Consider the following 14,717-nt stretch of genomic DNA (forward strand, 5'->3'; position numbering starts at 1 on the left):
GGCAACCGTGCTGTAGTACCCGCAGCGCGCCCTGGGGAGGGCGCCGACACCCAGGGGATGGCATCGATGAGGAACTACGTGGGCCTGTGCGCCCTGTGGATGGCGCTGCTGCCGGCCACCAGTTGGGCGCAGGCATCCTGCGTGAAGCCGGTGTTGCCGGACACCGAAGTGGAGGGATGGCACGAGAGTTCGATGGGCGGCGTCATCGTGGGTACCGCGCAGTACCGCATTCACGCGAAGACCCGTTCGCGCCACGAAACCATCACCCTGGGTATCGCCTTCAGTCACCGGTCCGACGACGAGTCGCACGCGACGAGCCTTCCGGCCGTCCGCGAGCTGCCGGACCTGATGACCGCCAGCCTGCAGGTGCGCTTCGTGCGGAAGGACGGAGCGCCGCCGCGGGGCTGGGATGCCGACGAGGTGGACATCCTGCTCGACGGCAAGCGCTTCCCCGCCGGGATGGGGGTGATCGGCGCACCCAACCGCACCCATGACATCGCCGCCAACTGGGAAGTCTGGTTCAGCGACCAGGATCTGTTGGCCGCGATGGAGAACGCGCACGAGATGGAAGTGCGTATGCGCCACACGCCCACGGCATCCTTCGCTACCTTCCATTTCGACATCTCGTCGTTCAAGGGCCTCCGCGCGCAACTGATCCCGTACTGGCGTTGCACCGCCGCGCCCTACCACTACTCGCACCGCCATTGACCCGACGGCCTGCTACGTCGTTTCCTCGATGCCCGCATGCCACGCCGCGTACGGGGTGTTCTTCACCAGGTGCCGGTTGAAATCCTTCGCGCCGTCGGTCCACCAGACCGGGCCGCGTTCGCCGAGCGCGACCTTGGCGGCGTTGACCGCCTCGCGCGCTGTCCGAAGCGCATGGGCATCTCCGGAATGGAGCGCGGTCTTCACCGCGCGCCGTGCGTGCATCAACTGCTGGACGAGGGCCGTGCGCTCGGCCTCGGACAGATGCGGATTGGCGGCGCGCCACAGGCGGCCGCGCACGATGAGGTAGCGACCGTCCGGCGTGAGTCGGGGCGCCACGGCACTACTTCGCGCCAACGCCACCGACCTTCAGTACGACGCGGTAGTCGCCCGGCGACACCTTGCCATCGGTGCGCGGCCGCGGCTCCAGCGCCTCCAGCCACAGCGTGCGTGCCCCGATGCGGTTCGCGTCCTGCGGGCGCTGCGCGCCACCGCCGTTCCACGGCAGCGAGACCACGTGCGGTTCCATGCCCGGGCCGGACACCCACACGAATGCATGCGCTTCGCCCGCCCACACGCAGGTGACATCCGCGGGGCAACGGCTGTCGCGGTAGCCGACGAACTGGACAGACAGCCCGTCTACGGTGGCTTCCTGCTGCCACGCGAGCGTGACCGATCGTTCTGCGGGAGCAGGATCGTTTCGCGCCGCCGACGTCGGCGTGCAGGCGGTGAGGAGCAGAAGCACCGCGGTGAGGCAGAGAGGGAATCGGGTCATGGAGCCTCCTGGAGAGCATGCATGGAGTTTCGCAACGCCGTTTGTCGGCGCGTGTCTAGTAAGTATATGTAGATGTGATCCAGTCCACGTTTTCTGTGAAAGCATGGCCTTTGCGCGCATGGGGGGCGTGGCGCGCGCGGGGTGTCGAGACGTTCGAAGATTCGCTACTTCTCCAGCAGACGTGGCAAGGGAAAGTGCGGTCGAGCGTTGTGCCCGCCAACTCACGCATAGGAGGCTGAAATGACGACGTTGGAAGCGGTTATTACCGTGAAGCGCTCGGCAGGTGTCCGGGCGGCCATGCTCTGGGCATCACTGGCCGAGGCTACCGAGTTCCCCCAGCCCATTGCGCTGAATCCGCAAGGGAAAGGCTTGCTCCTGCTCTCGGCCGCAACGGACTACATCCTCTTCTACCAGTTCCATGGCGGACCGGGACAGACGTTGTCCGTGGAAATCGCTGTGAGCGAGACGAAGTTGCTGGAGATCAAGGAGTCCAAGGTGCCTCCGGGCAAAGATTTCCAAGCCGGCGCGAGGCCGTTCAAGACATGAAGACCTTACTGTGGGTGCTGGTCCTGGCCGCGTGCTTGCTCCCCGGCGCCGCACGTGCCGATCCTCCGTTCGATGGAGCGCAATTCCAACAGATCGAAGCAGTCATTCAGCGAGAGATCGAGAAAGCGATGGCCAAGGCGGGCAGTGCCGATGCAGATGTCGCCGGTGCCGTCGCGTCAGTCCGGATCGAGGCGGCGGACGTGCCAGGCTTCTCCGAGGCGCAGCGCAGAGGCCTCGAGAAGATGATCGATGACGCGATACAGCGCAGGCGCGCACCGCCCGACGTTCCATCGTTGCCCGCGGCGTCTTCCACATTGTCGTCGTTCGCGCGCACGGTGTGCTTCGATGGAGATCCCGCGGCGCCACTGCCCACTACGGATCTGCGGCGCGAAACGTTGGAGGCGCTGGCGACAGCGAAGAGAAACGGATTCGACTTCAAGGCGGCCGATTGCCAGCTCAGGACGCGTTCGGGATCCGCAGGCGCCGCGCTCACGCTCACCGACACCGGATTGAACTCGGCACCTGCCACGCCGAAGGCATCGAGTTTCCAGGTGATCGCGAACGGTTCCGGTGCAAGGGCGTCGCTCAAGATGGATCAGTCCACCGCGGTGGGCGATCCGCAAGGAACGGCGCTGTACTGGTCGAGAAGCGCGGTGTTCTCCGCGCCGGTGGACAAGGAGGACGATGTGGGGACCGGCCTGGTCGATCTGGACGGGCTGACCAACGGGTTCGAGTTCACTTATAACGCCACCCGTATCAAGACAGCGCCACTGGGCCGCGTGGACAACACGGGCGACTCGCTGCTGTTCGAGATGCCCGCTGCGTGCGATGCACTGGGTGTTGCCATGAACGAGTGCGAGCTGTCGACGTTGCTGCGTGTGGCCAACGCACGCGCGCTGGAAAGCGGGAAAGTGGGCGCCGACGCCAGGATGATCGCCGCTCGCTACTCCGTTCCCGGACGCGCCTGGCTGCAGGGCTTTCGGTTGAAGATCGGGCACGACGACTACACCTACTACGAACCGTCGCAGCTGACAAAGCACACGGAGGATGAGGTCTCGTGGGGTGCCGGGGTTTTCGCGGGCACCCTGGCCGGGAGCGCTTACTACGCCGTGGGCATCGACTATCAGCGCGCCTACAAGAGCGCGCGCAGCGGCGTGGCCTGTCCGACGCCGACCGATGGCCAGGACGTGGTGCTCTGCGTGAATGGCGCGCTCGGAGCCCCCCTCGTCAAAGAAAAGCACCTACTGAATGCGGAGGGACGTTGGCGCCTGGGAGATCGTGCCATCGGCGTCAGGGCCGTGCACGACTTCAAGAATGGGGACACCGGCGTAGACGTCCCGATCTATCTGTTTCCGGACGACAAGGGCTTCCTGACGGGCGGACTACGTCTGGGTTGGACGAACGAGGAACAGTTCTACGCCGCGATATTCATAGGCGCTCCCTTCAAGTTGATGGATTGATGATGTTGCCGGCCGCATGGCAACACGCAAGCAGCCAGGGGAGACGATCATCGCGCAGGCGAGGGTGGCATGAGCGCTGAACTGATTGCGTCGCAACTGCTTGTGACCGTGACGGTACTGGGCTACTTCTGGGGAGTCGAGACATCGGACAGGTGTCTCCAGTTGGCGATGTCGACCAAATTCAAGTTGATCTCGCAGCATGCGTCGTTGTGCCGGCAATTGCCGCCGGTATCACTGCTCGATCCCGGCGTGTTCCTCAGAGCACTGTTCGTGGTGCTGCCCTGCTGGATGGCGGACTCCATGAGCGTGTACAGATGGAAGGAATTGGTGTTCTTCGCTTCCATCTGCATGTTCATGGCCCCTATCGTGCCGCCATCGAGGTACTCGCCTCCCCAAGGCGCGTCGTTGATCTCGTTCTCGCTTGTATGGGTGGTTGCCAAGCTGGACGCATCCGTAAGGGCCGCGATCGGGATCGGAGTGGCCATGCTGATTGCGCAGGTGCCCGGTGTATCGGGGCTCGTCTCCGGCGCAATGGAAACGTTGTTCCCCGTCGTGGGCGACGGAGGAAGCGCTCAGATCTTCCGTTCGGCGATGGAGGGTGGCGCGCTGTTCTGCTTTGTCATGCTGCTGATACGGAGTTCCCAAGTGGCGGCCTATGGCGTGGCCAAGGCGATGGGTTTCCTGGGCTGTTTCGCCGTGTCGTGGATAGTGCTCCAGTACTTCGCCAACAGTGTGTTCAAGCTGGATGCGGTGGTGGTTGGTCAACTGCTGGGGTCGTTCCTGCTCGTCGCGTCGGCCGGATTCTTGGTCGATCTGTACTCGCATAAGCACGCGGAATGACGGGTGGCATCGCGCACCGGGCCTTCCGTCACAGCGGGCTGGTTCAAAAGACGAGGGGCGTCCAAGGGTGCCCTATATCCTCTTCCAACGTGACCCACCCTGGACTGCCTGCCTGCCGGACAGACGCGCGCGGGCGACATCGGTGTTCCCAGCAACGAGGTGTCCGACGACACCACCCGCGCCACCGAATTGCGCGTGCAAGCGCCGCCACGATTCAGACCTTGGCGGCGGGATAAGGGAAATCCGTCGCAGCGGGATAGCTCGCGTTGAACCACGAGCGGACTGCCGCGTCGGCACTTGCGTATCCCCAATTGATCAGGCGTTCCTGAAGCGCGGATGCCTTCTTGGCCAGGTCGGTGTCCACGGTGGCGAGTTGCAGGGTGCGCGCAGGAGGGCAGGGTAGGCGGGGCTGGCACGGATGTTTGGCGATATCTTGCTGGATGTCCCAGAAGGCGCCGTAACGTTGCTGGGACCTCAGGGCATCGACAAGCAATCTCTTGCGTTGAGCCAATACCTGGTTGTCCATCACGTCGATGCAGCGAGCGCCGATGGAAGCCCAGTTTCGGGACGGCGAAGGTAGCGGCTCGAAAGGTTTACCCGCATTGCTGACGAACAGGGTCATGCAGCGTTTGTAGCAGGTCTCGAGCCCGAGGTTGTCGTACACGCCGCCGTCCGCCAGCGTGGGGTGGGTGGTGAATGGCGCGTGCTGCAGCCCGTCTCCGCTTTGCGGCGTGTAGTCCGTCTCGCGAAGAGAGAGCTCGGCTGGCGCCAGCACCGGAGGAAATGCCGAGGAAGCTCCCACGGCGACCGCCAGGCGCACGTCGGGGTTACGTACTTCTCCTACCCTCCAGTCGCGCATGAAAGGCCTGGAGAAGCGCCAGAGCGCACCGGACTGGAGATTGGACGCGTTGATGACGAATCGCACGTCATCCGGTAGGTCCTGCAGTGTCTTCCCTCGATAGAGATGGCGATCGTAAGCACGGGCGATATGCTCATTGACGCTGCCGGGAAGAAAGACGTTCTTTATCACCTGCCACGCTCCCAGCGCGGACTTGCCCGCCAGGGTGATGCCGGCCAACCGCCGCACGGGCGTCACCACCTCATTCTGGAAAGCATCATCGAACGCGGTACCTGCGAGCGCTCTCAGGTTCGGGTATGCCAGGCCGAGCATGGCCGACACCAGCGATCCACCGGAGACGCTCGATACGCGGGCCAGCGGCCCCACGTCGATGGAATGGCCCGCTCCGTCCAGCCGAGCGAGCGGCCGGCCGGAGAAGAATCCCCATTGGCCAAGACGCCACAACACGCCCGTGTGGAAGAGCATGGCCCGGTAGCCGCCGCCGGACAACGCGATGGCGACCTCCGGGACGACGCCGGCCGTGCGGGCAGGCTCGTGGACCAGCTGGTCGGTTTCGATCATGAAGCGCCTCGCGGTTCAGCAGGGAATGGACAATTCGACCCACTTCCCTTGGTCGCCCTTGCGGAAACCCTTGGGGAGGCGACCGGGCAGCGAGTCGCTGCGCACGAACCGGATATCGTGCGCATCCAATGCGGCCATCAGATCCGGTAGCGGGATATTGTTGCGATATTTCCCGGCACCGGCCTGCGTCGAAATCATTGCGGGGATTCTTCCGGGAAGGATGTTCTCGACCAGTGTCTTGGACGTCGCGTTGTGGCTCCCGTGATGGCCGACTTTCAGGAAGTTGGCGTTGTGAAGGAGTGCGCGCGCGTCGTCGTTGGCGAGAATCCGCTTCCACGTGCCCCATTCCGCGTCGCCGGGGAAGAGCAACCTCGCCTTGCCCACTTCGATCACGAGCACCAGGCTCGTGGAATTGATCATGTCGTCCACGTGGGTGGCTGCCAACACGGCATCCGCGCTCGTCGCCAACCCTTCAAGGCGCTTGATCTCGTTAGGCGAAAGGCCGGCGTCGCCAAACGGCTCGTCCACACCCACCTGCCACTCCGCGCCGAACGCCGTCAATGACGACATGTCCCCCACGCCACTCGCAGCGGCGGCGCGCATCGCCAACGCACGGTATGTCTCACCGTCTGCCTCCGGATCCAGCTCCTCGATGAGGTCGGGATCGCGAGGGGGGCCCAGCACATGAATGAGGACGTCAGGAAGCTCAGGCGTGGTGAAGGTTTCGGGGAACGTACGGGTCGCCGGCAGGAAGCGTGGTTTGGTGCGGCGCCGGTAGCCGAAGCCCTCGTGGAGCCTGTCCAACGCCCGCGTGTTGCTCCAGCCCCCGGCGGCGGCGAAGCCGGGGACGTCGACGCCTGCATTCCGCAACATGAACTCGACGCTTTCCCGGTCGTCGTTGTCCAGCTGGAACGACGAAAGCGCCATTGCCAGATTCGTGGCGAATAGCTGCTGCTTCTTCCAGAGCCTCATGGCCTTTTCGTTCTGCCGATCCTCCACCCACGGCAGCCAGACCTCGCCGACGGAAACTTCGTCCCACGCCGCGGAGTTGAACGCGAACAGGTGGTCGGCGTGGCGATGCGTCGCGATGACGACGTCGATATGGGCCTCGCCAGCGATGTCGGTGACGTTCTCGATGATCTGGCTGGCCAGTTCTTCGCCGCTGTAGTCGCCCTTTCCCTGGGAATGGAATCCGGCGTCAATGAGGATGAGTCGATTGTCGGGCAGCGTTATCAGGAAGCTGTCGCCGAACCCGACGTTGTACATGCGTATCTTGACTTCGCCGCTCATCGCCACCGTCTCCCATCCATGGCCCGCGCCGAATAGGCGACAAGCAGCCGATCGGCGGCGCGCTGCTGACTCTGCCAGAAACTGCCGTTCTCTTCATCGAAGGTGGCCAGCCAATGCGCCATACGCTGCTCGCGGGCCTGCTGGAACGGTTTACATATCAGGTATCGGACGCGCCCATCGATGCTTGCGATAAGCGTGGTGCCAGCCCGGTAGGTCAAGCCGCCGAGTTGCTGCGGTTCGCGTGGCGTCTGCACGACATGGGCCACCATCTCGATCAGCAGTTCGCCGTTCTGGGCGATGCGATGCACCGGATGGAAGCCACGCACCGCGATGGACAAGTCCGGCTCAAGCTTCAAGCGCGCCCTGTTCTCCATCGCCCAGGCATGGAGGGCTTTGGCGACATCACGGAGCACGGGTTCCGGCTCGATGTCCTCGGACAGCTCAGGCGAGGATTCTTCTTCCACCACGTCGCTCACTACGGATCTGACCTGCTGGACGGACCATTCCTGTGGCGAACTACTTTCGCTGACGTTCCGCTTGCGTTCCCGCCTCCTTTCGCCACGGTGCGTCGCGTTTCGGTCGAGCTGGCGCGCGCCGAAGCCAAGCAGCTTGCGGACGATGTCTGCCAGTGCTGGGTCGGTCGGCGCGGCGCTCGAATCCTGGGCTTCCAGAAGCAGCGACTGCACGGCCAGCGAACCCACCGCTTCGGGCCTGATCCCTCGCGCCCTGAACGCTTCGATCATGTCCGCGCGCAGGCCGGAATCGTCGGCGCGGTTGAGTTCGAAATCCGCGGTGACCATCGCGCGCAGGTAATCGCTGAACGTGGGGTCGACCGGAGGCAGATAGTCGGTCGCACGGATGCACATGGATAGAACGGATTGGGCCGTGCGCACGCATTCGTAGGTCAGGCGATTCACCAAGTCCGGGTGCAGTTCGCCTTCCGGAAGGCGTCCGCTGCCCCCCGTCGCCAACCGGAGGAGATCGCGCGTCCGGCGCACGTAAGTCAGCACGAATCCCTCATAGACCGCCGATACGAGGATCCACCCGAGCGCATGCGGCTCCTTGGTCCTGGAGAAGAGGCCTGGATCGGGCTTTCCAGCGATACGCCGCAGCGCCTGCCCTTTTCCGGTGGCCGCACCGAACTGGCTGCCGATATTGAGCATGATGTTGTTTTCCGCCAGCAGGTCACCGCGTGTTTCACGGATCACGGGTGCAACGAGCTCGGGAAATGTCAGGCGCTGGAACATCGCCACGATGTCGGCGAACGCCTCGTGCAATGCGGGGACGTGGGGGTTGGTCGGCTCGTTGTAGTAGCCGTGCAGCCGGCTGAGCGCGGCATGCGCAACCTCATGGGCGATGATGTCGTGCGATAGACAGGTAAATATGCTCTGCCCCGGGAGATTGGCGCCCGGATCTTCCTCGTCGGCGGGAAAATAGCCGAACATCACCGCATTGAGTTCGCTGTCGAAGTAGGCGTTGCGCCCCTGGAACGCATGCGGGAACAGTCGAAGCCTGTCGCCGCCGAGGAAGCGGAACCGACGTCCCAGCGCGCGATCGAAGTTCTCCAGGACCTTCGAGGCTACGGCGTAGACCATCTGTTGATGGAATTGGGGGTCATGTTCGGCGGGCTCCAAGCCATGCGCCATGGCGATCTCGTCGTCGCCCAGGTCGACCGCGCGGTAGTACCGCTGGGTCGCGGCGTCGTAATCGACCACTTCCAGCCGATCATCGCGAAAAGAACGCTCGTCGCGCTCGATGGGACGGTAGGGTATTTCAACCGTCACGCGATGATCGCCGGCTCGCGCGATCATGGGATCGAAAGCGAAGATGCGAAGCGGGCGCCGTTCGGGCCGCGTATCCAAGGGTGACTTCCGCACAACGACCTCCATGACGATGCGATGGAAACGTTCTGTCTTCGTAAGTCGCGCGCCTTCCCCTGGATGCATGGGCGCGACGGTGCGATGTATCAGGCGCGCGTGAGGGGCGCAATCGAGGTGAACGCGGTTCCGACAAACGGTATATCCAGGACACGCACCGCGGCTGCCAGGTAAATGCATGTATTGGCGCGCAGAACGAGCTCTATCCGCGTTTCAGGCAGGAAGTGCTTCTAGCCGTGCGCCTGGCGGAGCGTTGCCGTGGACGCCGTCCTTTGCGTCCACGGTGCCCCACCTGTCACGCCTTCGTCGCGCCGCCGGGCAGGTCGCGGTCCGAGGTGATGGAGAGTCCATCCGGCAGCTCGATAGCGTCGAACTGGGCCTGCACTGTCTGCAGCAGCGCTTTCTGACGGCCTTCGGACAAGGTCTGCGCGAGCGCGTCGATGGTGGCCAGCACCTGCAGGTCGTGCGCGAGTTCCGGGCGGATACCTTCGCCGCCGAACCACGGCGGTTCACGACGTGGCGGGAGTTCGAAGAACCGCTCGACCCAGACGATGATGGGGATGCGGATCCACTTCAGGCAGATCTTGGTGATGGGATGGCGAAGAATGCAGATGTAGCGCCATGCGATGATCATGACGACCTCCGATGTCGGGCGGGATGTGCCCATCCGGAATGACGCGTCGCGTGCGGTGGACCGGCTAGCCGGAGCCACCGTCCGTCGGCGTTGGCGCGACGCACGGTGTCCAGCGGCGCTCGCTTCCGCGCGAGGGATGCAGGTCGGCTGCGCTGCAGTGGATGCGGCGACGGACGGTAAGTCCGGCTGGGCAGGATTGGATTAGCGTGGCTTGCAGGCCAGCATCACTGGCGCTGTCGTCGAACAGGGAGGTGAGCGATGGTGACCTTGCCCTTGCGGATCCGCCGCGCACGCGCCGTGGCGCGCATCACCCAATCCGAACTCGCCCGTCGCCTGGACGTGAAGCGCAGCGCGGTCAGCCAATGGGAGAGCGCTCACGGCACCACGCCCAACGTGGCCCATCTGATCCGGATCGCCGTGGAGACCGGCGTTGCGTTCGAGTGGCTGGCGACGGGACGCGGTCCGGTGCGGCCGGATCACGACGTGCCGGACGAAGCGGTGGTGCTGACGGATTTCGCACAGGACGCACTGGAGAGCCGCGGCCTGCAAGCGCTCAGCCGCCTGTCGCGGCCGAAGAAGCAAGTGGCCGTGACGATCATCGAGTTGCTGAGTGGCGTCGTGGTGCCAGCGGGCGACGATGTGCGGATGCCCTGAAATGGCGTGTCGACGCTGACACGACGCACACAACGGGCGGACTAGGCTGGGTTCCCCTGCAACAGGAATCCCCTGATGTCCCAGAGCACTCGCGAAGAGGTCATCCTGCAACTGGATCGCGTGGACACGGCGCTGGAAGCGCCGGAGGCCGACAAGACGGCCATCCTGCGCGAGGCGGTGGACTGGCTGGCGGAGCACCCGCCGAAGCAAGCCGCCGACGCGCTGTACTACCGCGACCGCCTGGACGTGATCCGCGAGCGCCACGGCGCCGCGTGAGCGGCCTCAGGCCTGGTACTGCTTCTCTTCGATGAAGCGGGAGCCTGCCAAGCGGTTGATGGTGTTCTTCACCTGGATGCGGTCGCCGTTGTGGCGGGCGACCGAGCGCGCGAGTTCGACGAACTCGGCATCGAAGGCCTGCGCGGCTTCCTTCGCCCGCAGTGCGTCCTGTACGTCCCACATGCGCTCGTTGATTGCGCGAAGTTCATGCATCAGCGGGGCAAGTTCGGCCTGCTGCGCGACCAGCGGCGACCACAACGACTCCAGGCCTTCCCGTTCCACCTGCACATGCGCCCGCTTGCCGGCATCGTCGATGCGCTCGGTCTTGATCTCAAGGATGGAGAGCTTGTCGGCGAGTTCGCCGATGGAAACGGGGATCTGGATGGTGTTCATACGGGCATTCTAGCGCTGTGCCTCGTGTGCGGGCAGCGCATGGCATGATGCGGTCCCGCACCCGACCCGGCCGGAGGCCCTCCCGCATGCTGCAGCGAATCCTCGTGGCGTTGCTCGTTCTCGGCCTGTGCCCGCTCGCGATGGCCGCGCCATCGCAAGTGCGGATCACCCACGAGGACGGCCGCTACGTCATGCGTGTCGACGGGCAGCCCTTCCGCATCAAGGGCGCCGGCATGGCGGGTGCGGGGCCGGCCGTGCTGGCCGCGCGCGGTGGCAATTCGTTCCGTACCTGGGACACCGGCACCGACGTGGCCGACGTGCGGGCCATGCTGGACGAGGCGCAGCGCCACGGGCTCAAGATCGCGATGGGCATCGCGGTGGGCAACGAGCGGCACGGGTTCGATTACGACGATGACGCCGCGGTGGCCGCGCAGCTCGTGCGCATCCGCAAGGAAGTGAACTTGTACAAGGATCACCCGGCGGTGCTGATGTGGGTGGTGGGCAACGAACTGAACCTGCACTACAGCAATCCGAAGGTATGGAATGCGGTGGGCGCGATCACCGACATGATCCATCGCGAAGACCCCAACCACCCGGTGATGACGACGCTGGCGGGCTTCGACAAGCGGCTGATCGACTTGTTGAAAGCGCGCGCGCCGTCGCTGGACCTGATCGGCATCCAGCTCTATGGCGACATCGGCGCATTGCCGGAAAAACTCAGCACCAGTGGATGGACGGGTCCCTACGTCGTCACCGAGTGGGGCCCCACCGGCCATTGGGAAAGTCCGCTGACGTCGTGGAAAGCGCCGGTGGAGGACGACGCCACGCGCAAGGCGCAGCTGTTGCAGCAGCGCTACGAGCAGGTGATCGCCGCGGACACGACGCAGGGCCTGGGGTCGTACGTGTTCCTGTGGGGGAACAAGCAGGAGCGCACGCCGACGTGGTACGGCCTGTTCCTGCCGGGCGGCGAGAGCACGCCGGCGGTGGATGCGATGGAGTACGTGTGGACCGGCGCCTGGCCTTCCAATCGTGCGCCGTCGGTGGCGCCGTTGCACCTGGACGGACGCGTGGCCACCGAGAGTGTGACGCTGCAGGCGGGCAAGCCTTACGCCGCGAAGATCGCGGCGCAGGACGCGGACGGGGATGCACTGGAGTATCGCTGGGCCGTGTTGCACGAAAGCACGGCCACCACCATCGGCGGCGACCGCGAGGACGTGCCGCCGGCGGTGAAGATCGCGCTGCACGGAGACGGCAAGGGCGGGCTGCGCTTCGATGCGCCCAAGAGGCCGGGCGCTTACCGTTTGTTTGTCGAAGTGCTGGACGGGCAGGGACATGCGGCCTACGCCAATCTGCCGTTCCGGGTGGAAGATCGCTGACGCCGCATTGCGCGTGCTGCCGGACTGCGGTGGAATAGCCCCACGCGCCCGGGGGGGCGCCTTCAAGGGGATCACATGCGGAAGTGGATGATGGGCCTGCTGCTGCAGGCCGGCGTGATGGTGGCTGCGTTTGCCCAGGAGCAGGTGCCGTCGCCACCGGCACCGCCGGAGACGGGCAACCTGGTCGTGGAGATCAAGCCGTTCACCAGCGAACAGGAGCTGCCGGCCAAGGCGGCGGAACAGTTGAAGAGCGGCGGACTGGAGTGGGGCGTCCGCGACGGCAAGATGGTGTTCTCGATGGTGGGCAAGCAATTCATCGACTTTCCGCTCAACCACATGACGCGTTACGGCCAGCAGGAAAGCCTGTCGCTACCGGCCGGCGAATACCGCGTGACCGGCATCGGCCTGGAGATGCACACCAGTTTCAGCGTCAAGAAAGTGCTGGAGCGCGGTGCGTTCTTCAACGAAGACGTGGTCGTGTTCCGTATCGAACCCGGCAAGACCACCACGGTGTCGATCAACCCCATCATCCGCAAGGACGCGATCTTCGGCAGCACCTTCTACGTGCCCACGCTGATGGCGAGCGTGCGGAACGAGGCGGGCGAGACCCCGCCGGTGGCGCTGAACGTGCGCGGCCCCACGTCGATCGCCTGGCCGCAGTACACGGGGCCGCTGAAATTCGTCGCGAAGTGATCGGTCGCCAGCGGACGCTGCGATGAATGTGCTGAAGGCCGGTTTCTTCATCGCGGTGGCCGCCCTGGCCGTCCTGGCGGCACGCGAATACGTGCCCCGGGACGCCGTTCAGGCGTTGACCGCGCGTGTCACGGGCGGACCTGCCGAAGGCTCCAGTGCCGCCAGCCAGCATGGTTTTGTCGATATCCCCTTGCCGGATGGCCAGTCCGGGCACCACGTGGTGATCTTCGCGCCGGCGAATTGTCCGTCGGATGCGGCCCAACGCGCGGAAGTGCTGGCGCGCCGGCTCGACGATGCCGGCATCCCGTACACGCGCTCGCAGAACGCGAACTTCAGCACGCTGTCTTCCCAGGACGACGCCAATCGGGTGATGTCGGTGATGAACGGGCCGATCCCGGTGGTCTTCGTCCGCAAGCGGGCCCGTGCGAATCCGGACGCCGAGGCCGTGGTGGCCGAATATCGCGGCGGTTGACCCCGCAGCGTTCCACCTGCAGGGTCGACCCCGGCTGTTGCGCTGCAGCATAATGACGGGATGGACGTCGCACCTCCCTCCGCTGCCTTTCCTTCCGTCGCCGACGCGCTGACGCCCCGCCAGATCGGCCTGATCCTGTTCGCGCTGACGCTGGGCGGCTTCGCCATCGGCACCAGCGAGTTCGCCAGCATGGGGCTGATGCCCAACATGGTGGCGTCGCTGGGCGTGACCGAGCCGCAGGTAGGGCACCTGATCAGCGCCTACGCCTTGGGGGTCGTTGTCGGTGCCCCGCTGTTGGCGATCCTCGGTGCGGGCTGGAAGCGCAAGACGCTGCTGCTCGCGCTGATGGGTTTCTACGTGCTGGGCAACCTGGCCAGCGCACTGGGGCCCACCTACGAAAGCCTGCTGGTGTTCCGCTTCATTGCGGGCTTGCCGCATGGCGCTTACTTCGGCGTGGCGGCGTTGACCGCGGTGGCGATCAGTCCCCCGAACAAGCGCGGCCGCGCGATCAGCTTGGTGATGCTGGGCCTGACGCTGGCCATCCTCATCGGCAATCCGTTGGCGACCTGGCTGGGCCAAGTGATCGACTGGCGCTGGGTATTCGCCTTCGTCGCGCTGATCGCGCTGGTGACCGCCACGTTGCTGGCGATCTGGTTGCCGGCAGGCATCGACGGCGCCAAGGCGCATCCGCTGGACGAACTGCGCGCGTTCAACCGCGTGCAGGTGTGGCAGGCGCTGGGCATCGGCGCGATCGGTTTCGCCGGCATGTTCTGCGTCTTCAGCTACCTGGCACCGACGATGCTGGAAGTAACGCGCGTATCGCCGGCATGGATCCCGCTGGGCCTGGCCGGTTTCGGCGTGGGCGGCGTGATCGGCAACTTCGTCGGCGGTTGGCTGTTCGACCGCATGCAGTTGCGTGGCGTGTGGATCGTGCTCGCGTGGGCGGTGGCGATGCTGCTGCTGTTCCCGCTGATGGCACAGACGTTGCCGACGATCCTGCTGGCGACGGTGGGCATTGGCCTGATGGGTGCGCTGGGCCCGATCCTGCAGTCGCACCTGATGGACGTGGCCGGCGAAGCGCAGACGCTCGCCGCGGCATCCCACCACGCGGCCTTCAACACCGCGAACGCACTCGGCCCGTGGCTGGGCGGCATGGCGATCACCGCCGGCTTCGGGTGGACCTCGACGGGCTATGTCGGCGCAGCGATGGCGGTGGCAGGTCTGTTGATCTACGCATGGGCGCAGCAGACGTTGCGCGCAGGCGAGACCGCCGATGCCGTTGCTTGCGAGTCGTCGCGCTGAGCGA

17 protein-coding genes are annotated in these 14,717 nt (G+C 65.1%); 10 read left to right on the forward strand and 7 right to left on the reverse strand.

The window, feature by feature from the left end:
* Window positions 1-66 precede the first annotated feature (66 nt).
* Entirely contained in the window at window positions 67-708 is a 642-nt protein-coding gene (locus BM365_RS13200; RefSeq protein ID WP_093490004.1) for a hypothetical protein, read from the forward strand.
* A 12-nt stretch (window positions 709-720) separates the two neighbouring features.
* Here the strand turns inward: BM365_RS13200 and BM365_RS13205 are convergent, their stop codons facing one another.
* Both BM365_RS13205 and BM365_RS13210 read right to left on the reverse strand, forming a co-directional pair.
* Complete coding sequence (locus BM365_RS13205; protein ID WP_093490788.1) at window positions 721-1,062, reverse strand: hypothetical protein; 342 nt, start codon at window positions 1,060-1,062, stop codon at window positions 721-723.
* Window positions 1,049-1,480, reverse strand: a complete 432-nt coding sequence (locus BM365_RS13210) for a hypothetical protein (protein ID WP_139227432.1) — start codon at window positions 1,478-1,480, stop codon at window positions 1,049-1,051. Before BM365_RS13210 ends, BM365_RS13205 begins: the two co-directional genes overlap by 14 nt.
* Before the next feature lie 240 nt (window positions 1,481-1,720).
* On the opposite strand from BM365_RS13210, the gene BM365_RS13215 reads away from it, so the two are divergent.
* From BM365_RS13215 to BM365_RS13225, 3 genes are all read left to right on the forward strand, one after another.
* On the forward strand, window positions 1,721-2,026 hold the full coding sequence (locus BM365_RS13215) for a hypothetical protein (protein ID WP_093490006.1): 306 nt from the start codon (window positions 1,721-1,723) through the stop codon (window positions 2,024-2,026).
* Window positions 2,023-3,486: a hypothetical protein gene (locus BM365_RS13220; protein WP_093490007.1), complete on the forward strand. Its 1,464-nt coding sequence runs from the start codon at window positions 2,023-2,025 to the stop codon at window positions 3,484-3,486. Before BM365_RS13215 ends, BM365_RS13220 begins: the two co-directional genes overlap by 4 nt.
* Before the next feature lie 69 nt (window positions 3,487-3,555).
* Window positions 3,556-4,326, forward strand: a complete 771-nt coding sequence (locus BM365_RS13225) for a hypothetical protein (RefSeq protein ID WP_093490008.1) — start codon at window positions 3,556-3,558, stop codon at window positions 4,324-4,326.
* A gap of 214 nt (window positions 4,327-4,540) precedes the next feature.
* On the opposite strand, the gene BM365_RS13230 is transcribed toward BM365_RS13225, so the two are convergent.
* The 4 genes from BM365_RS13230 to BM365_RS13245 all read right to left on the reverse strand — a co-directional run bounded on the left by BM365_RS13230 (window position 4,541) and on the right by BM365_RS13245 (window position 9,547).
* Window positions 4,541-5,746: a patatin-like phospholipase family protein gene (locus tag BM365_RS13230; RefSeq protein ID WP_093490009.1), complete on the reverse strand. Its 1,206-nt coding sequence runs from the start codon at window positions 5,744-5,746 to the stop codon at window positions 4,541-4,543.
* Between the two features lie 15 nt (window positions 5,747-5,761).
* A complete protein-coding gene (locus tag BM365_RS13235; protein ID WP_093490010.1) occupies window positions 5,762-7,036 on the reverse strand; it encodes an MBL fold metallo-hydrolase in 1,275 nt (424 codons plus the stop codon).
* Window positions 7,033-8,898, reverse strand: coding sequence for a gluzincin family metallopeptidase (locus BM365_RS13240; RefSeq protein ID WP_093490011.1), 1,866 nt, complete (start codon window positions 8,896-8,898; stop codon window positions 7,033-7,035). The genes BM365_RS13235 and BM365_RS13240 overlap by 4 nt, the downstream gene beginning before the upstream one ends.
* 310 nt (window positions 8,899-9,208) lie before the next feature.
* A complete protein-coding gene (locus tag BM365_RS13245) occupies window positions 9,209-9,547 on the reverse strand; it encodes a hypothetical protein (protein WP_093490012.1) in 339 nt (112 codons plus the stop codon).
* Between the two features lie 258 nt (window positions 9,548-9,805).
* Between BM365_RS13245 and BM365_RS13250 the strand changes: the two genes are divergently transcribed.
* Together BM365_RS13250 and BM365_RS13255 are read left to right on the forward strand one after the other, a co-directional pair.
* Window positions 9,806-10,201 (forward strand): helix-turn-helix domain-containing protein, encoded by a 396-nt coding sequence (locus BM365_RS13250; RefSeq protein ID WP_093490013.1) that lies wholly within the window; start codon window positions 9,806-9,808, stop codon window positions 10,199-10,201.
* 75 nt (window positions 10,202-10,276) lie between these two features.
* Entirely contained in the window at window positions 10,277-10,477 is a 201-nt protein-coding gene (locus tag BM365_RS13255) for a hypothetical protein (protein WP_093490014.1), read from the forward strand.
* 6 nt (window positions 10,478-10,483) lie between these two features.
* Here the strand turns inward: BM365_RS13255 and BM365_RS13260 are convergent, their stop codons facing one another.
* A complete protein-coding gene (locus tag BM365_RS13260) occupies window positions 10,484-10,870 on the reverse strand; it encodes a DUF6165 family protein (RefSeq protein WP_093490015.1) in 387 nt (128 codons plus the stop codon).
* Between the two features lie 86 nt (window positions 10,871-10,956).
* On the opposite strand from BM365_RS13260, the gene BM365_RS13265 reads away from it, so the two are divergent.
* The 4 genes from BM365_RS13265 (at window position 10,957) to BM365_RS13280 (ending at window position 14,713) form a co-directional block, all read left to right on the forward strand.
* Complete coding sequence (locus tag BM365_RS13265) at window positions 10,957-12,246, forward strand: glycoside hydrolase family 2 TIM barrel-domain containing protein (protein ID WP_139227433.1); 1,290 nt, start codon at window positions 10,957-10,959, stop codon at window positions 12,244-12,246.
* A gap of 75 nt (window positions 12,247-12,321) precedes the next feature.
* A complete protein-coding gene (locus BM365_RS13270) occupies window positions 12,322-12,939 on the forward strand; it encodes a hypothetical protein (RefSeq protein ID WP_093490017.1) in 618 nt (205 codons plus the stop codon).
* Between the two features lie 22 nt (window positions 12,940-12,961).
* Complete coding sequence (locus BM365_RS13275) at window positions 12,962-13,411, forward strand: hypothetical protein (RefSeq protein WP_093490018.1); 450 nt, start codon at window positions 12,962-12,964, stop codon at window positions 13,409-13,411.
* 60 nt (window positions 13,412-13,471) lie between these two features.
* Entirely contained in the window at window positions 13,472-14,713 is a 1,242-nt protein-coding gene (locus tag BM365_RS13280; protein ID WP_093490019.1) for an MFS transporter, read from the forward strand.
* Window positions 14,714-14,717 lie beyond the last annotated feature (4 nt).

Origin of the sequence: Pseudoxanthomonas sp. YR558, assembly GCF_900116385.1 — a bacterium.
In the GTDB taxonomy this organism is placed as follows: domain Bacteria; phylum Pseudomonadota; class Gammaproteobacteria; order Xanthomonadales; family Xanthomonadaceae; genus Pseudoxanthomonas_A.